14 protein-coding genes and 1 tRNA gene are annotated in these 16,788 nt (G+C 62.7%); 8 read left to right on the top strand and 7 right to left on the bottom strand.

The genetic code is table 11. From position 1 onward, the window contains the following. Positions 1-10 precede the first annotated feature (10 nt). Both ACVIGB_RS23205 and ACVIGB_RS23210 read left to right on the top strand, forming a co-directional pair. A complete protein-coding gene (locus tag ACVIGB_RS23205) occupies positions 11-136 on the top strand; it encodes a hypothetical protein (protein ID WP_456720881.1) in 126 nt (41 codons plus the stop codon). After that, the gene (locus ACVIGB_RS23210) at positions 137-625 is read left to right on the top strand and encodes a hypothetical protein (protein WP_456720880.1); all 489 of its coding nucleotides are present in this window, start codon (positions 137-139) and stop codon (positions 623-625) included. It abuts the gene before it with no gap. 891 nt (positions 626-1,516) lie between these two features. On the opposite strand, the gene ACVIGB_RS23215 is transcribed toward ACVIGB_RS23210, so the two are convergent. Genes ACVIGB_RS23215 through ACVIGB_RS23225 form a run of 3 tightly spaced genes read right to left on the bottom strand, consistent with a single transcriptional unit; the run spans position 1,517 to position 6,041 of the window. Beyond that, complete coding sequence (locus tag ACVIGB_RS23215; protein WP_456720879.1) at positions 1,517-1,639, bottom strand: hypothetical protein; 123 nt, start codon at positions 1,637-1,639, stop codon at positions 1,517-1,519. A gap of 30 nt (positions 1,640-1,669) precedes the next feature. Further along, entirely contained in the window at positions 1,670-4,777 is a 3,108-nt protein-coding gene (locus ACVIGB_RS23220) for an efflux RND transporter permease subunit (RefSeq protein ID WP_456720878.1), read from the bottom strand. Positions 4,778-4,790: 13 nt separating this feature from the next. After that, the gene (locus ACVIGB_RS23225; protein WP_456720877.1) at positions 4,791-6,041 is read right to left on the bottom strand and encodes an efflux RND transporter periplasmic adaptor subunit; all 1,251 of its coding nucleotides are present in this window, start codon (positions 6,039-6,041) and stop codon (positions 4,791-4,793) included. 402 nt (positions 6,042-6,443) lie between these two features. Here ACVIGB_RS23225 and ACVIGB_RS23230 point away from each other — a divergent pair, with 402 nt between their 5' ends. The 4 genes from ACVIGB_RS23230 (at position 6,444) to ACVIGB_RS23245 (ending at position 10,699) form a co-directional block, all read left to right on the top strand. Beyond that, the gene (locus ACVIGB_RS23230; protein WP_456720876.1) at positions 6,444-6,920 is read left to right on the top strand and encodes a hypothetical protein; all 477 of its coding nucleotides are present in this window, start codon (positions 6,444-6,446) and stop codon (positions 6,918-6,920) included. Between the two features lie 614 nt (positions 6,921-7,534). Then, the gene (locus ACVIGB_RS23235) at positions 7,535-8,191 is read left to right on the top strand and encodes a response regulator (RefSeq protein WP_456725094.1); all 657 of its coding nucleotides are present in this window, start codon (positions 7,535-7,537) and stop codon (positions 8,189-8,191) included. A gap of 4 nt (positions 8,192-8,195) precedes the next feature. Further along, the gene (locus ACVIGB_RS23240; RefSeq protein ID WP_092124303.1) at positions 8,196-9,530 is read left to right on the top strand and encodes an ATP-binding protein; all 1,335 of its coding nucleotides are present in this window, start codon (positions 8,196-8,198) and stop codon (positions 9,528-9,530) included. A gap of 263 nt (positions 9,531-9,793) precedes the next feature. Further along, the gene (locus tag ACVIGB_RS23245; protein ID WP_456720875.1) at positions 9,794-10,699 is read left to right on the top strand and encodes a helix-turn-helix domain-containing protein; all 906 of its coding nucleotides are present in this window, start codon (positions 9,794-9,796) and stop codon (positions 10,697-10,699) included. A gap of 173 nt (positions 10,700-10,872) precedes the next feature. Here ACVIGB_RS23245 and ACVIGB_RS23250 read toward each other — a convergent pair whose 3' ends face one another. Both ACVIGB_RS23250 and ACVIGB_RS23255 read right to left on the bottom strand, forming a co-directional pair. Further along, positions 10,873-11,610 (bottom strand): MIP/aquaporin family protein, encoded by a 738-nt coding sequence (locus ACVIGB_RS23250; protein ID WP_456720874.1) that lies wholly within the window; start codon positions 11,608-11,610, stop codon positions 10,873-10,875. Positions 11,611-11,729: 119 nt separating this feature from the next. Next, positions 11,730-13,193, bottom strand: a complete 1,464-nt coding sequence (locus tag ACVIGB_RS23255; protein ID WP_456720873.1) for a catalase — start codon at positions 13,191-13,193, stop codon at positions 11,730-11,732. 1,005 nt (positions 13,194-14,198) lie between these two features. On the opposite strand from ACVIGB_RS23255, the gene ACVIGB_RS23260 reads away from it, so the two are divergent. After that, on the top strand, positions 14,199-14,366 hold the full coding sequence (locus tag ACVIGB_RS23260) for a hypothetical protein (RefSeq protein ID WP_456720872.1): 168 nt from the start codon (positions 14,199-14,201) through the stop codon (positions 14,364-14,366). A 739-nt stretch (positions 14,367-15,105) separates the two neighbouring features. On the opposite strand, the gene ACVIGB_RS23265 is transcribed toward ACVIGB_RS23260, so the two are convergent. Together ACVIGB_RS23265 and ACVIGB_RS23270 are read right to left on the bottom strand one after the other, a co-directional pair. Continuing rightward, complete coding sequence (locus ACVIGB_RS23265; RefSeq protein ID WP_456720871.1) at positions 15,106-15,372, bottom strand: helix-turn-helix domain-containing protein; 267 nt, start codon at positions 15,370-15,372, stop codon at positions 15,106-15,108. Positions 15,373-15,762: 390 nt separating this feature from the next. After that, a tRNA-Glu gene (locus ACVIGB_RS23270) sits at positions 15,763-15,837 on the bottom strand. A 497-nt stretch (positions 15,838-16,334) separates the two neighbouring features. Between ACVIGB_RS23270 and ACVIGB_RS23275 the strand changes: the two genes are divergently transcribed. Continuing rightward, positions 16,335-16,787, top strand: coding sequence for a (2Fe-2S)-binding protein (locus tag ACVIGB_RS23275; protein ID WP_092124185.1), 453 nt, complete (start codon positions 16,335-16,337; stop codon positions 16,785-16,787). Position 16,788: the final 1 nt, after the last annotated feature.

The raw sequence follows: 16,788 nt of genomic DNA on the forward strand, positions 1-16,788 counted from the left end.
GGGTGCCATCGTGGCGGGGGTGGCAAGATTCATCGACACGCTTTCGCTGCACGCGGCCGTGTTCGGCGTCGGCATCGTGCCTGGTGCCGGGCTGATGCTGGTGTGGGTCGTGTCGAAGTCGGCTGTTGGCGACTGAATGGTTCCGGTCGAAGGGCCGGTTGGGATATCGGGCGTGGAGGTTGGCAAAGCGGCAGCATCGGCCAGTGCATTTCCGGGCGCGGATGTGCACGAGCTTCCGGGCATCGAGCTTCCAAGCGCAGGTGCCGGCGCGATAGTCCCTGTCGTGCTGCCTGTGATCGAGCCCAGAATGGCTACCGGCATGGCCGTCGGCAACGTCGGCGCGGAACTTGTGCTCGTCGTGGGCGCACTCACCCCTGGAATCGTTGGGAGCGTGCCTCCGGTTGGGCTCATCGTAACGATCGTGGTTTCCGACACGCTGGGACTTGCGGGGGTCACGGTCATGACGGACGGCGACAGCTCCGCCGTGGCGGGCGAGCAGTTCAGGCTGGTTCCGGGAATGGTCGGATCGTCTGCCAGCGGAGGGGACGCCAGCGTGGTGGCCGGCGCTCCGGGAACGGTCGCGGCAGAAAACAGGCTGGTAAACGGGCTCGGTCCCGTCAGTTGAGACGACACGATTGCGCCGGGTGTCGTCGGCAATCCCATTGCGGTCGTGCCCATGGTTGAGACTTGCGCCTGACAGCTGCCGCCCATCAGCAGCGCGACCATCGCGCCCAGAAACGTGCGCATTCAATTCTCCGGCGGTGAACCGTTGGGCCAAGACGTAGGCACCCGGTTGTCCGTACCCAACTCACGTTTGCTTCATCATCTTTTCGCGCCGTCGCCGGGTTTCCCCTCTTTGGGCTACAGCTTTCGGCGCGAGCCAGATAGCCCGGGTTCAGTTGCGAGCCGAGTCTTGCACCCGCGGCACATCATGTCCAAATGCACACCGCCGGATTGTGCGCTTGGCCAGGATAGGCGCGCTACGGATTTGCTGTGGAGCCGACGGCATGCCGCTCCAAAACCCACTTTCGAGAATAGTGGATCACGCATGGTAGCGGGGGTCCGCTACATCGCGAAACCCACTATTTTGGAAGCCCTGTTTTCTTACCGGCGGGCAGCCTGACTCGGAACGTCAAGTCTCGATAGTCCGCCAAAACCGCCGTTCGTGGGCGATCCGTCGCCGGCTGGTTGGTCGACGAGTAGGTTCAAATCGTGGACCTGCAACCATCTCAAATTGCGACATAATCCCCGCCGCCATCGACCCTAGCAGTGGGGGCTCTGGCGTTGAAGAACGGGCTCTTTCGTGCAGCAGCTCAAATGTACTTTCGGGGCCAAGCTCGTCGATCGCAGGATGTCCTGCCGACGCAGAACCGTTGCCGTCCGAAGGCAAAGGTCACGCGCTCGAATCGTGTCGGATGCGCCACACGATATCTCCCGCGGCGCCAGTCGTTGAGCCCTCCGATACAAAGAGGCTTCAGGAGCTTGCGGCACCAATCGGCGCCCCGACCCCACGCCGTTACACACCCCGATAGCGCTCGGCGAGGTTCTCTGCGAAGCACATGTCGATGCGCCCGTCTTCTTCGGAAGCAATGGCGCTGGTCGGCATGTCACGCTCGGTCGGGTCAGAGATTTTTTCCATGACAAGTCTCGGTTTCAAATTGGTGCAAGTTCACTCCGCCGGCTGCGGCGCGTGGGAGGCATCGTGTGCGGTCGCGCTGACGGGGCGGCGGATTCGGCAGAACCAGGGATAGAGCGCCGGGAGCACCAGCAAGGTGAGCACCGTCGCGCTAATCAGGCCACCGATGACGACGGTGGCGAGCGGCCGCTGCACTTCGGCGCCGGAATTCGTCGAAAGTGCCATTGGCAGGAAGCCGAGGCTGGCAACGGTCGCCGTCATCAAAACCGGGCGGAGCCGCGTCATCGCAGCCTGCCAAGCCGCGACTGCGGCAGTGAGCCCTTCCCCGCGACGTTCCTCCATGTAGCTCACCATCACGACGCCATTCAGAATGGCGATGCCGAACAGTGCGATGAAGCCGACCGCGGCCGAAATGCTGAATGGCATGCCGCGCAGTGCGAGCGCGAAAATTCCGCCCACCGCCGCAAACGGCACGTTGAAAAAGATCAGCGTCGCAAGCCGGGCGCTGTCGAACATCAGATAGAGCAGCAGGAAGATGACGGCGAGCGCCGCGGGTACCACGACGGACAGCCGTGCCATGCCTTGCTGCAGGTCCTGGAAGCTACCGCCCCATGAGATCGCATAGCCGGGCGGCAGGCGGACCTGGGCCGCAACCGCCTGCTGCGCGTCGGCCACGAAGTTGGCGAGCGGCCGCGCGCGCACATTGGCCTGCACCTTGACAACACGCCTGCCTTCCTCGCGCTCGATCTGGGCCGGGCCGGGCTCCCAGCGGATGTCGGCCAGATCGCCGAGGGCAACTGAGACGCCGGCGCCGTTGTTCACGCGCAGCGCCCGGATATGGTCGATGCTGTCGCGGTCGCGCGGCGCGAGCCGGACGCGGATATTGTACCGCTCGTCGCCATCTTTCATGGTGCCGACGGTGCGTCCGCCCAGCGCTTCGACGAGGTCGAGCACCTGGGTCGCATTGAAGCCGCGGCGCGCGATCTCGGCACGATCGACGATGACGCGGAGATACGGCTGCCCGACCGTCTGTTTTGCCTGCACGTCGGCCGCCCCAGGAACGGCCGAGACCACGCGCGCAACCTGGTCGGCGAGGTCGCGGAGGGTTGCCGTGTCGGTCCCGCGGATGACGATCGCGAGGTCGGCCATCACTCCCTGCAAGAGATCGTCCATGCGCATCTCGATCGGTTGCGCCCAGCTTTGCGTAATGCCGGGAACGCTCTGATCCAGAGCCTGCTTGTACGCTTCGATCAGTCCGGCCTCGGTTGGCGCGGTGCGCCATTGCGATTTTGGCTTGAGAATGATGAACGTGTCGCTTTGCTCGACCCCCATCGGGTCTGTCGGAATCTCTGAACTGCCACCGAGCGTGGTGACGGTCTCGACCTCGGGGAATGTCTTGAGCGTCTTCTCCACCATCGTTTGGGTGGCGATCGCGGATTCGAGCGAGATGCCGGGCAGCTTGGTGGTGGTGACAGTGAGCGCGCCTTCCTCCAGGCGCGGCAGGAACTCAGCGCCGAGACGGGAGCCGACCACCAGGGCGCTGCCCAGCATCGCGATCGCCACAAGGATGGTGATTGCGGGATGGCGCATCGCCCTCGCGAGCACCGGCGCGTAACCGCTCCTGGCCACACCGATGATGCGGCTGTCCCGCTCGGCGACCGGCCTGCGCAGGAAGAAAGACGCGAGCACCGGCATCAGCGTGAGCGTCAGCGCCAGCGAGGCGGCCAGCGCGAACATCACGGTAAGCGCCATCGGGCGGAACATCTTGCCCTCGACGCCCTGCAGGCTGAGGATCGGCAGATAGATCAAGGTGATGATCGCGACCGCAAAGGCAACAGGGCGCGCCACGTCGTGCGCGGCCTCGCGCACCACCTGCTCGGCCGGGAGAGATGGCGCCTCCGCGCGACGGCGCACGATGTTCTCGATCATCACCACCGCGCCGTCGACCAGCAGGCCGAAATCGATGGCGCCGAGGCTCATCAGGTTGCCCGAAAGGCCGGTGAAATACATGGCCGTGACGGCGGCAAGCATCGAGAGCGGGATGGCCAGCGCCACGATGACGGCGGCGCGGAAATTGCCCAGCAATGCGAGCAGCACAATGATGACCAAAAAGGCCCCTTCGGCCAGGTTGTGCGCGACGGTCTGTAGCACGCGATCGATCAGGTCGGCGCGATCGTAATAGGGAACGATGCTCACGCCGGGCGGCAACGTCTTGTTGATCTGTTGCACGCCTGTGGCGAGCCGCTCGGCAACCACGCGCGTGTTCTCGCCCAGCGTCATCAATGCGACGCCAACCACCGCCTGGCCGTCGCCCTGGCTGGTCACCGCGCCGAGCCGCGGCATCGGCGCCTCGACAACTTCTGCGACGTCCTTGACGTAAAGCGGCGCCCCGCCGGCTGCGGTGCGCAGCACGATGTTGCCAACGTCGCCGATCGATTGCAGCAACCCCTCGCCGCGGACGACCGCCTGCTCACCGTTGCGGGCGAGCGTCGCGCCGCCGATGGCGCGGTTGTTCTGCGCCACCGCGTTGTAGATGTCCTCGATCGACAGACCAAAGTGCGTTAGCGCGTTCTCGGAAACCCGGACCTCGTAGGTCTTGAGTTCGCCGCCGTTGACGTTGACCTCGGTGATGCCCGGGACCAGCTTGAGCTGCGGCGCGACCTGCCAATCCAGGATCGAGCGCAACTGCATGAGCGAGTAGTTCTTGCCTTCGACCCTGAACTGGTAAATTTCGGAGAGGCCGTCGGACAGCGGCCCGAGCCTCGGCGTTCCCGCCTCTGCGGGCAGCGTTGTCTGGCTCAGCCGCTGCGCAACCAGCGTGCGGTCGGTCAGGATGTCGCCGCCATCGGCGAATTTCACATAGATGACGGAAAGCCCGTAGCGCGAGATCGAGCGGTAGCTCGTCATCCCCGGCAGACCCTGCAAGGCCAGCTCGATTGGCAAGGTGATCGAACGTTCCACATCCGGGGGAGCCAAACCCGGAGCCTGCGTCGTCACCAGCACCTGCAGCGGCGAGATGTCCGGGTCGGCGTCAAACGGCAGGCGTTGCATGCTCAAGAGGCCGGCGGCGACCAGAGTTGCGACCAGCATCAGGACGAGCATGCGGTTGCCGAGGGCGGCATCGACGATCTTGTTGATCACGGTAATGTCTCCCCTAGCCCTGGTCCGGAATGGTGGACTGCATCAGAGCCGCCTTCAGCCAATAACTGCCCTCGCCGACGACTGCGGTGCCAGCCGCAAGCCCGCTCGTGATCTGGGTCTTTCCGTTTGCGACCGGGCCGGTACGAACCACACGCCAGGCGAACTGGCGATCTCCTGTCGGAATGAACACGACGCTCTGCCCGTTGACGTCCTGCAGGCTTTCGCTCGGAACCAGGACAGCGTCGCCGCCCTGCGGCGAGAGGATAGTGACGTTGGCGAACATATTGACACGCAGCGCGCCGTCCGGGTTAGGGATCGCACAGCGCACCTTGGCCATTCCCGTCGTCGTCTCGATCTGGTCGGGGATGTAGGTGACACGGCCGGTAAAGGCGCGACCTGGAAAGGCGCTTACTCTCACCTCGACGGCATCGCCCACCTTGACTGCGCCGAGATCTTTCTCGGCGACATCGGCCTGGACCCAAACGGTCGAGAGGTCCGACACGGTCAGTATCGGCGTCGCGGGATCGGTGATCTCGCCTTTCGCAACAGAGACCGAATCAACCACGCCGGCGAATGGCGCGACGATGGCGCCCCGCGAGCCGGACGTCGGCTGATCGCCGGAGAGGCTTGCGCCTGTGGCGTCGGCACGCATCGGCAAGAGCCGCGCCTCTTCCTCCCGGTACTGCTGCAACTCGGCTTGCTTGGTACGAAGGTCGGCTTCCATGGTGGCGACGGTGGCGCGCCGCGCCTCGACCTCGGCCTGCGTCACGAGGTCGTTACGAATAAGGTTTGTCGCGCGGTCATAAGCGGCATTTGCCGCCTTGAGTTGCGCTTGTGCCTGACCGAGCGCCGCCTCGGCACTCAGAGCTCTGCTATGCGCGGCACTGAGGTCGAAATTGTCGAGGACCGCCAACCGTTGACCTGCAACGACCCGATCGCCGGGGTTTACATCGAGCGATTCGATCCGGCCGCGTGCCACGGGCCTGATGCGCGCGACATGGAGCTGATCGTAGCCGACGCTGCCCGTCGCCGACACGGCATGAACCAGCGGACCGGACTTCGCCTCTTCGATCTGCAGTTGCAGGTTCGCAAGCTTCGACTCGGAGAGAGTAATCGTGGCTGGCAGATCCGGATCGGCAGCAGCTGCCGCCGGGATGCTCACGGGCGCCGCGATCGAGGCAGACGGCAACGAGCGGCCCGCCGCAAATCCCGCAGCCAAGGCGATAGCGACCGTCGCGACACCGAGAAGCAGACGGAGCCTCACAAGCGGCAATGTCCGACGAAGAGGCGATGGGCCATGACCAGAGTCCGCCCCATCAATCGCGATAACGTGGGCTGTTTGTAACAGGCGTGCATGCATCATTTTCCCGCTCCGACGAAAACCGTTGGTCGTATCGCTAGCGGGCTTTTCTGACACGGGCCTGAAGCCCATTTGCAGTGACGTTCAGGCTGGCTTCAGCTTTCTCCAAACGCGCCTTTGCGAAGACGCTGTGCAGCCCGAACTGCGCTCCCAGCAACTGGTGGGATCGAACCAAGTCGGCCACAGCAATTCACGACAGGCTCGCGTCGAGTTGAGCCGCCGTCATGCCGATGCTCATCGCAATGCTCCAGAACAGTCGCCATCTGCGGGTTTGTGCTGAGTGCTAAATCTTGAATGGAGAATGAGATGTTGCGAAAGGCAATGATCGCGTTGGCTGTTGCAGCCGTTGGCCTGGCCGCGCCAACCATGGCGCTGGCACGTGGCGGAGGCGGTGGTGGTGGCGGCCACGGTGGCGGTGGCGGCTTTGGCGGTGGTGGCTTCCACGGCGGTGGCTTTGCTGGTGGAGGCTTCCGCGGCGGCGGATTTAACGGCGGCGTCCATGCCTTTGGCCCTGGCCCCGCCGTCGTCCGCAATGGTGGCGGCTTCCGCGGCTTTGGCCCCGGCCCCGTCGTTCGGGGAGGTCACGATCACGACTTCGATCACCACCGCTATGGGCGGGGCTATGGGTTCTATCCCTACGGCTACTATGATGACTATGCATACTACGACTATCCCTACAGCTACGACGATTCGTATTACGACAACGGCACCTGCCACGTCGTAGACCGGCGCGTGCACACCACTCACGGCTGGCGCACGCGCCAGGTCCAGGTGTGCGGCTGATCATTCGCGGGAAATTTTCGCGTGCCCTGATACGTTGAACCACGACCGTTGACCTCAGCGCGGTTCCGCGCGCTGAGGCGCTTCATGCACCTGAGATCGAGCCTCGTTCTGAGCCGACCCCTTGCCCGAGCGCGGAAATGGTGTTTGGCAAAGTGGATGCGCAGTACGGCAGCTGTAGGGAAGACCTGCATCGGGATCGGCCGGCACAGGCTACACAGAGCAACCTTTCCAGAGGCGGCCTGATTGAGCACCCGGTTCGACTGACAGTAATCGGCGGCGGAAAGTCACCGCCGCGGATTATCCGTTGAATGGTGGAATAACGATCCCGTGAACAACGCCGTATGCTCTTATATGGGCTTGAACGGCTACATTTGCTGGATCGGTCTTGGCAGCGTGCGCCATAGTCGCGAAGACGGTGACAACCACGGCCAACATTCCGAACCAGCTCAAAACAGTGCTCCTCATGGCAGTTGCTCCTTTCCTTGCCGAGAATGTTTTCACGCCAGGGTTCGCTAACGAGCTTTCCTGACGCCGGCCTGAAGCCTACTCTCAGTGGCGTTCAGGTTGGCTTCAGCTTTTCCCTGCACCTACGCTTGATGACGACGGGTGAACCCATGAGAGTCTTGCTGGTGGAAGACGAACCGCACCTTGGATCGGCCGTGCAGGAGCACGTTCGAGCGGCGGGACATGCGGTCGACTGGTTCGAGCGGCTGGAGCCGGCGGAGCACGCGGTACGCACGGTCTCCTATGACGCGCTGCTGCTTGATCTGCACCTGCCCGACGGGCGCGGCCTCGATTTCCTGCGCAAACTTCGCCGCCGTGGTGACGCGCTGCCAGTTGTCATCCTCACCGCGCGCGACCTTGTCAGTGACCGGATCGAGGGGTTGAAAGCGGGCGCCGACGATTACATCGTCAAGCCGTTCGACCTCGACGAAGTGAATGCACGTTTGGAGGCCGTCAGCCGCCGATATTTCGGAAAGGCGGCGTCGATCCTTCAGATCGGCCCGGTTGAATTGGAGTGGGAGCTCAAAGTCGCGCGATTGGATGGGCGGCCCGTCGAACTCAGCGCGCGCGAATGGGCCGTGGTCGAAGTGCTCGGACGGCGGCGACAGTCGATCGTATCGAAAGAGCAGATCGAGGATGCGCTCTATGCCTTTGGCGAGGAGATCGAGAGCAACACCATCGAGGTCTATGTCAGCCGCGTCCGCCGCAAGCTCGGGCGAGATTTCATCCGCACGGTGCGCGGTCTCGGCTACCGCCTGGGAGAGTGAAAACATGGCGCACGGAAGCCTTGTTTCGCGCCTGATCTGGCTGCTGGCGTCCTCGATGGCAGCCCTGTGGGTCCTCGGCAGCGTGGCCGCAGGCACGCTCACGGTGTTTGAGATCAACGAACGACTCGACGATGCGATCGAGGAGGTCGCGCAGCGGCTTTTGCCGGCCACCTACGAGGCCGTGCGGCAGCCGGAGGCCATGCAGCAAATGGCGAAGCAATTGGTTGCCACGATGGATCCACGGGCCCTCGCCTATCAGATCGTCGGACCGACGGGCGAAATCGCGATGCGCTCGGAGAATGCGCCTGAGACACCGTTTCCGGTGCCGCGTCAGGCCGGATTCCACGACACGCCGCAGTATCGCGTCTATGCGCAGCCCGCCGCCGCCGATGGCTATTTCATCGAGGTTGCAGAGCCCAGGGCGCACCGTGCCGAGTCGCTGTGGCGCGCAACTGCGTTGACCGTCGGGCCACTGCTGCTGTTCCTGCCGTTGTTGTGGTTCCTGATCCGCTGGGCGGTCTTTCGGAGCATGCGATCGCTGGATCAGCTGCGGGTTGAGATCAGCCGTCGCGACGGCTCTAATCTGTCGCAAATCCCTGACATGGGGCTACCGACCGAGCTCGCGCCGATTCAGGCAGCGGTCAACCGGCTCCTTGAACGGCTGGAGCGCGCTCTGGCGACTGAGCGCCAGTTCGCGGCGAACAGCGCCCACGAGTTGCGGACGCCGATTGCCGCCGTGCTGGCCCAGATGCAATTGCTGTCGGCCCAACTCGCCGGAACGCCGCACGCCGAACGCTCGGCCCGCATCGTCGTCCAGATCAAGGGGCTCAGCAGCCTTGCCGAGAAGTTGCTGCAACTGTCGCGCAGCGGCGCGGGCGTCGGGATGCTGCGGGAACGCGTCGACATCATGACGGTCGTGCAGATCCTCGTCGACGAGTTTCGCCGGCGCGAAGACGTCAGGGACAGGCTGGTGGTCACCGCGGAAGGTCCGGACGAGTTCATCGTGCAGGGCGAACTGGACATCATCGGCATCACGCTTCGCAACCTCATCGAGAATGCGGTTCGTTACGGTGCCCCCGATGAGCCAATCGAGCTCGTCGTTAGCCACGACCGGCAGATTCGCCTGCTGAACGGCGGTGCCGTCATTCCATCGGAGATCCTCGATACCCTGAAGAATCCCTTCGTTCGTGGATGCTCGGTCGGCGCCGGAGGTGGTCTTGGGCTCGCTATCGTCGATAGCGTCATGAAGCAGATCGGCGGCAGCCTAACGCTTATTTCTCCCGTCATGGGGCGCGGCGGCGGCTTTGAGGCTCGCCTCATTTTCCCTGAACCAGCGTGAAGTCCCTCCGATGGACAGGCTGTCCCAAGGTATCGCCTGCATGAACTGCCGATTGCATTTGGTCATCGGCGCTGGGCCGGTATGGAGCGCGTGCGATTTTGCCCAACCGAGACCGAGGCGAAGGCGAGGTTGCCATGTTTGGCTGCCTGTTCCTTCGCTCCGGATCGTCGGTCACATGCAGGCCGGGATTGCCGATCGGGTCGCGCCCGACCTACCGACAACGCCCGGAGTCAAACGGGTATCAAGCGAGTGGAGATCGAATAATGGCCAGTTCCGCCGAATCGAACTTTCCACCTCTCCCAAGTCCACTCGTGAATATTTCCCCGCCTGAGATCGCCAAGCGCCGTTCCACGATCTGGTCGGGCCTTCGCGGGGAGACGGTCCAGATCATGCGGCATACCCAGTTTGAATATGGATTCCGGGCTCCATGGCACCTGCTCATTGCGGCAGAAATCGCCGAGCGCTACGATGGGGAGTCCTTTGTTGAAGGCCTGCCGCGGTCGACCTTGCGCGATTTCACGCACAAGCTGACTTTCGTTCCCGCCGGGCACGTCTTCCGCGGATGGCAGAGACCGCGCGCATTGACGCACACAACCTACTTCTACATTGATCCGAGCGGACCGCTCGCCGATCCCGCGCTGCGGTTTGAGGAGATCGAATTCAAGCCGCGCCTGTTCTTTTACGATCGCGATCTCTGGCAAACCGCTCTCAAACTCAAGTCAGTGATCGAGAACGCGGGCACGACGCATCGGCAATACGCCGAAGCTCTCGGCATCGTGCTGACGCATGAGCTCGTTCGCTTCAACGGCGACACGGAACCCCACCAGCCGGTCAGTCGTGGCGGCCTTGCTTCCTGGCAACAGAAGCGGGTCGCTGCTTATGTCGAGGAGCATGTCGCCGACGATATTCCGCTCGCGACGCTGGCCGAGCTGGCGCGGCTTAGTCGATATCATTTCTCCCGCTCGTTCAAACGTTCGTTCGGCCTACCGCCGCACCGATATCACGCGACCCGCCGAATCGAACGGGCCAAGCAGCTATTGGCGAATCGCGAACGATCGGTCACGGCGATTGCGCTTGAGGTCGGCTTCAGCGATACCAGCACATTCACCAGCGCGTTTCACAAGCTGACCGGCGAAACTCCGAGCTATTACCGTCGCCGTCTCGATTAAGGCGATCGGGGTTGCGGACGCCGTGTGATATCACACACCGACTAGGCCGCCCTTTGTGGCGCGTGACGCAGCTCGCGAACGACATCGTCGAAGGACGTAGCGATCTGCCTGCTGCCGATCGGCAGCAGGCGCGATTTCCTCTGATCTTCGAAACACGCGTCTCGAAACGAGACTCATTCGGCGGGCGTCCGGGCGGCGCTGGCTGACGGCATCCGTTCGTGGACGAGCCGGGCGAGGCCCGTGTGTAGAATGGCAGCAACGATGGCGCCGACGATCGGGGCTGTCAGGTACAACCAGGCGTCGTTGAAATTGCCGGTCGCGACCATTGGGCCAAGCGCCCGCGCCGGATTGAAGGCCGCGCCTGTGAGCGCACCACCCATGATGATGTTGAGGGTCAGGGTCATCCCGATCGCCAACGGCGCGAGGACGCCGGCGCGGCCCGCCACCGCGGTGCTGAGCACGACAGTGACCAGGAAGAAGGCGAGGGTGGCCTCGATCACGAAGCCGGCCCAAGCCGTGACCGTGAGGGTCGTGGCACCCAAAGCGACATTGTGCGCGAGCGCGGGCGTACCAAGGCCGGTCTCGGCACCGCCCAATACGGCCCGCAACAGGAGCGCGCCGACAATACCGCCAACGAGCTGGCTGACAATATAACCAGCCGCCTCGCCGACACGCATGGCGCCGGCGGCGAGCACACCCACAGTAACGGATGGGTTGAAATGGCCGCCCGACACCGAGCCGTAAGCGAAGGCGAAGACCATGACGGTCAATCCGTGAGCGAAGGCGATCGCGGCGAGACCGGGCAGGCCGACACCATCGCCGACCACGGCCCCGGCGCCGGCGCCGATGAATATTAGCGCGAAGGTGCCGATGAACTCCGCAAGGAGTTTTGGTGCAATCCGGTTGGACATCGTTGACTCCAGAGTGAGGTTGACCGCCCGGCGCGATCAGGTTCGCGCCGGGAAAGAACCGTTGGTCTTGGGGATGGCCGACGGCGCAGGGAGCGCCGCCGGCAGGTGAAGCGAGCGACCTACTCCGCCGCGATGGTCTGCGGTTTGAAATCGATGCCCATCGCCTTCGCGACGCCGGCGCCGTATTCGGGATCGGCCCTGTAGCAGTGGGCGATCTGCCGCTTGACGATCTCGATCGGAACGCCTTGCATCGCCGCCTTGTAATTCTGGAAGAGCTGCTCATTCTGGGCGGCGGTCATGAGCCGGAACAGGTCGCCGGGCTGACGATAGTCGTCGTTGCCGTCGCGGTGATTGTAGCGGTCGGCATCGCCGGAGATTTTCAGCGGCGGCTCGCGGAAGCGCTCGTCCTGCACCGGGCCGTTGAACGAGTTTGGCTCGTAATAGGCATCAGGATTGGGATTGCCTGCGAGCCGCATGGTGCCGTCGACGTTGTAGGTATGGACGGGACAGCGCGGCCTGTTGACGGGAAGCTGATCCGCATTGACGCCGACGCGATAGCGGTGTGCGTCGGCATAGGAGAAAATGCGCGCCTGCAGCATCTTGTCCGGCGAGTGGCCGATGCCGGGCACGATATTGGCGGGCGAAAGCGCGGCCTGTTCGACTTCGGCGAAATAATTCTGCGGATTGCGGTTCAGCTCGAGGATGCCGACTTCGATCAGCGGGTAATCCTTGTGCGGCCAGACTTTGGTAAGGTCGAACGGGTTGTACCAGTGCTTGTCGACATCGTTCTCCGGCATGATCTGGACGGAGAACTTCCACTTCGGGAAATCGCCCCTTTCGATCGATTCGAACAGGTCACGCTGATGGGTCTCGCGATCATAAGCGACCTTCTCGGCGGCTTCGGCGTTCGTCCAGTTCCTGATGCCCTGCATGGTCTTGAAGTGGAATTTAACCCAATGGCGTTCGTTCCTGGCATTGATGAATGAGTAGGTATGCGAGCCGAAGCCGTCGATGTTGCGATAACTCTGCGGCAGGCCGCGATCCGACATGAGGATGGTCACTTGGTGCAGGCTCTCCGGTGACAGGGACCAGAAATCCCACATCGCGGTCGGCGAGCGCATGTTGGTCCTCGGGTGCCGCTTCTGCGTGTGGATGAAGTCCGGGAACTTCAGCGCGTCGCGCACGAAGAATATCGGCGTATTGTTGCCGACCATGTCCCAATTGCCTTCCTCGGTATAGAGGCGCAGCGCGAAGCCGCGCACGTCACGCTCTGCGTCCGCGGCACCGCGCTCGCCCGCTACCGTCGAGAAGCGCAGGAACGCTTCGGTTTTTGCGCCCTTCTGCAACACCTTGGCTTTGGTGTATTTCGAGATGTCGTGAGTGACGGTCAGCGTGCCATAGGCAGCCGAGCCCTTGGCGTGCTGGCCGCGTTCGGGAATACGCTCACGGTTCTGGTGGGCGAGCTTCTCGAATAGAACGAAGTCCTGCATCAGCAACGGGCCGCGTGGCCCCGCCGTGATGCTGTTCTGGTTGTCGGAAACCGGCATGCCGCTGTCGGTGGTGAGTGTAGGGCGCTTGGCCATGGATTGCTCCTGTATTGCGAGACATTGAGATCCCCGGCAGCGCTGCCGCTCTTCGCGGCAACGGCTCTTGCGTTCGCAACGCCGGTTGTTGACGGAGTTGCGTTTGCGAGAAGCCGGGTGCGACGGAGATGTATGGTCTGCTTGGGGGACACTTAGGGTCTATTGCTCTAATTGTAGCGATCTTGCTCCAACCTTCGGAAGCGGGAGGCGGCGTCAAAACTGAAAAGACGAATCCCGGTCGATCACGACATAGTGGCTCGCGAGAGGGGTCTGTTACATCGTATGGCGCGACCTATCGCGCTTTTCGGAACAGCCAATGAGGCGTGGGTCGCGCGGAGTTGAGCCACGGGACTCACCTAGGTCAGTGGCGATCCTGCGTAACGAGCGCCGCCTGCAAGGGCCTTCGTGGTTATCTCTGATGGAGAATGACGGAGAGCCAACGGCCGTTGGTAGGCCAAACTGGCGCTGTCCGATGCTCTCGCATTCAACTGAATAACGTAACCGTGACGCTGGCTGATTCCCGAAGGCTGAGCGCAGGCGATCCGTTCAGGTAGACGTCAGGTAGTCCTGCCAACTCTGCGGCATCCGAACATGTCGTTAGAGGATCCCTATGTTCACACGTGCAAGAGAGTGCAGCTTCACAGCATCGAGGGTTACCTCCTGGAGGCCATCCAGCCATGCGTCAAGCCATCCACGTTGTCAGCCGCGGCAATGGCCCGATCGAAGCAAGTTGCTTCGAAAATGAGAACGGCAACGTCCTTGCTTGCTGCCGCTATCGCGTTGGGATGGTCATTCGGAACAACTGCCGCTCCAGTCGCTCCTCGCGATCCTCCCTGGAGCGCCGAGCGGATTGATCGTCTCCCCCTCGAGGTTCGCAGGGTTGTTGTCGCCAGGTGTGGAGCAGATGCGGAGGCCGGCCACTACTTCGCGACGTACGAGCACGACTCGAATGTCATCCATCTCGACTATTCCTTGCTTTATTGTCCCACCGCATCGAACCGTGAAATGACCCACGCTCTGCGCCAGACATTCGTCAAACGTCAAGGGGGATATGCGCTGTCAGAAGTGGAGTTCGATCGCGCCATCGACGCGCGCCATCTCTCCCCGATTTCGCGCTGGAGCGCGAGACGTTCCGGCGCTCACGATGGCAGACCGGCCTTTGCCGAGCGCTGACACAATTGACGGAGAATACGCGATGTCAGCGGTAGCATAGCACGTGAGTCAGTGATCGCTGACGCGAACGCATGGGTAATTTGCGTGACCAACAGGTGCGCCGAAGTCACCAGCCAAACGCTGCTTCGACGAGATAGCGTGGCCCCCACTAATGAGAGTGCGAGCCCGCCGATTTCTACGCTGGGCTACGCCACTGCCCTCTCGTGAGCAAACAGCGGTTTTCCTTCGCCAGGCGTTGGTTCAAAGAACGCTGCGACCGGGTGCGGTCATTGCCGCGTGCGCCCAGACCGAGAGTACCATGACCTAGTTTGACGAAACTGGCCCTCATTGCACGCTTGGCCTTCGCGTCATTGATTTGAATCCGGGCGTTGGGAAGCGCTTCTTCTCCACCCGCCCCGGATTGCTGGCGGATGTGAACCGCGATCGGCAGGACGGCCCAAGCTGACTTCCGCTGCGGCCTTGCGGCCCGGCTTCTTTGCCGCAGCCTCCTTTGCAGGCTTCTTGCAGGCGATCGGCATGAGCATTTCCTTTTGACCGCTTGCGGCCTTGCGTGGTTCTTGGCCGGCTTGGATGCTCTTGCGGTATTTCCGCCGCCGATGCTCTTGCGCTGCACCCGCGCGCAGAGCGCGTCATCATGCAGAACAATCCATCCGAGCTACTGGCAACGACAGTCGATAGCGTCTGCCTGGAGCTTGGAGAAAGGGCTCCCGCGCGAAGCGCGAGAGCCCAAAATCTTGAGCTAGTCTCCCGGATTCCAGATCAGGAAGAAGCCGTTGTCATCGCCCAAGCCAACGGCTCGGCCAAGATTGGCGTAGAGCTTGCGGGATCCCAACTCAGGCGCCGCGAGTGACGCCAGTAGTGAGCGCACCACGACTAGTCGCCGACGTCCAATCGTTGTCGTGGCGATACGCCGAGCTGCTATCAACTCGTAAAGCTTCGTGCGCCCCAAGCCGGTCACTTCGCATGCATCGCCAATTGTGCAGGTGAGCCGTTGGGCGAATGGCATCGTCCTCGGTTCTGCGGCTTTCGGAGCGGATAGACTGACTTGTGACTGTTGTCCGCCAGTTTTCTCTCGTCGATTGTATCTCACGTGACCCTCCTATTCGCACAAAGCTCGACAGGACAAGGGTCGATTGTGCGACGAGCAACGTCAATGCGAACATCCGAGGGCGCTCGCGTACGACAGCGCACGTCAGCGGCGGTTTGAATATTTTCGGACACCAAGGGCGACGAGGAAATTTTTCGCGAATGCGCTAGCCACAGTGAGGCATCGCGCCGAGGCTAGTCTGCTACTGTCGGCAGCAAATTCCCCAAGCGTTCGCCGCTGTTCACCAGCGTCTTATTCAACCATTATTCAACGAACGCGGCTGGTGGCTACCTAAGTGCCTGAGTTTGCTGGCGCTCCCTAGGGGAATCGAACCCCTGTTTCAGCCTTGAGAGGGCCGCGTCCTAACCGCTAGACGAAGGGAGCGTTGAGGGGGAAGGCAATAGCCTTGAAATCGGCCTGCCGCAAGATGGCTTGTGCGTTGCGGCGGGGATTTTGTCATCCATGCTTACCATGCCGTGCCGGCGATTTCGGCACGGGAGCGGCCCCGGAAAGCCCCTTGCGCCTGCGGGGCCTCAGCGCACGGACCAGCGATGCGGCCGCGCCGCGCGCATGATGGCCACCTCCGGATGTCATCCCTGCATCGCGCACGGCCCTGCTTTCGCCAAACGGAAATGCAAAACACCTGCCTGTGAAGTCACCCGGCGCCTGCCTCTGCTAACATCGCAGCTCTTCACCATGCTGCGCCGGGCAAGGCGCTCGAGACGCGAGAGGAGTGCTTGGAACAAAGCGCAAGCCCGCAGGCACGACAATTTGGCTCACGAATATCTTGGCAAAAACAAACATCAACGCGGCCGCAGGCCATGGAAGACGTTCCGCCCTGCCCGCACCGGTCAATAGCTTAAGCAGAGCGAGGACAGACCATGATCAAACTAAAAATCAACGGCCAGGAACAGAATTGGGATGGCGACCCGGATCTTTCGCTGCTGTGGTATCTGCGTGACGAAGCCGGCCTCACCGGCACCAAGTTCGGCTGCGGCCAGGCCCTGTGCGGCGCCTGCACCGTGATCATCGACAAGGAAGCGGTGCGCGCCTGCATCACCTCGGTCTCCGACGTCGCCGGCCGCGAGGTCACCACCATCGAGGGGCTGCACCCAACCGGCGACCATCCGGTGCAGAAGGCGTGGCGCCAGGTCAATGTTCCGCAGTGCGGCTACTGCCAGGCCGGCCAGATCATGCAGGCCGCGGCGCTGCTGGACCAGAACCCGAAGCCCAACCACGACCAGATCCGCGAAGCCATGTCGGGCAACATCTGCCGCTGCGGCTGCTACCAGCGGATCGAGAATGCCGTCCATCTCGCATCGACGGGAGTGTGAC

This window comes from Bradyrhizobium sp. USDA 4341, assembly GCF_054063755.1.

Bases quoted from the DNA above. Each gene is read 5' to 3' on its own strand.
- ACVIGB_RS23240 (WP_092124303.1), top strand. From the start codon at position 8,196: ATGGCGCACGGAAGCCTTGTTTCGCGCCTGATCTGGCTGCTGGCGTCC.
- ACVIGB_RS23210 (WP_456720880.1), top strand. From the start codon at position 137: ATGGTTCCGGTCGAAGGGCCGGTTGGGATATCGGGCGTGGAGGTTGGC.
- ACVIGB_RS23275 (WP_092124185.1), top strand. From the start codon at position 16,335: ATGATCAAACTAAAAATCAACGGCCAGGAACAGAATTGGGATGGCGAC.
- ACVIGB_RS23235 (WP_456725094.1), top strand. From the start codon at position 7,535: ATGAGAGTCTTGCTGGTGGAAGACGAACCGCACCTTGGATCGGCCGTG.
- ACVIGB_RS23215 (WP_456720879.1), bottom strand. From the start codon at position 1,639: ATGGAAAAAATCTCTGACCCGACCGAGCGTGACATGCCGACCAGCGCC.
- ACVIGB_RS23250 (WP_456720874.1), bottom strand. From the start codon at position 11,610: ATGTCCAACCGGATTGCACCAAAACTCCTTGCGGAGTTCATCGGCACC.
- ACVIGB_RS23230 (WP_456720876.1), top strand. From the start codon at position 6,444: ATGTTGCGAAAGGCAATGATCGCGTTGGCTGTTGCAGCCGTTGGCCTG.
- ACVIGB_RS23245 (WP_456720875.1), top strand. From the start codon at position 9,794: ATGGCCAGTTCCGCCGAATCGAACTTTCCACCTCTCCCAAGTCCACTC.
- ACVIGB_RS23260 (WP_456720872.1), top strand. From the start codon at position 14,199: ATGACCCACGCTCTGCGCCAGACATTCGTCAAACGTCAAGGGGGATAT.
- ACVIGB_RS23255 (WP_456720873.1), bottom strand. From the start codon at position 13,193: ATGGCCAAGCGCCCTACACTCACCACCGACAGCGGCATGCCGGTTTCC.
- ACVIGB_RS23265 (WP_456720871.1), bottom strand. From the start codon at position 15,372: ATGCCATTCGCCCAACGGCTCACCTGCACAATTGGCGATGCATGCGAA.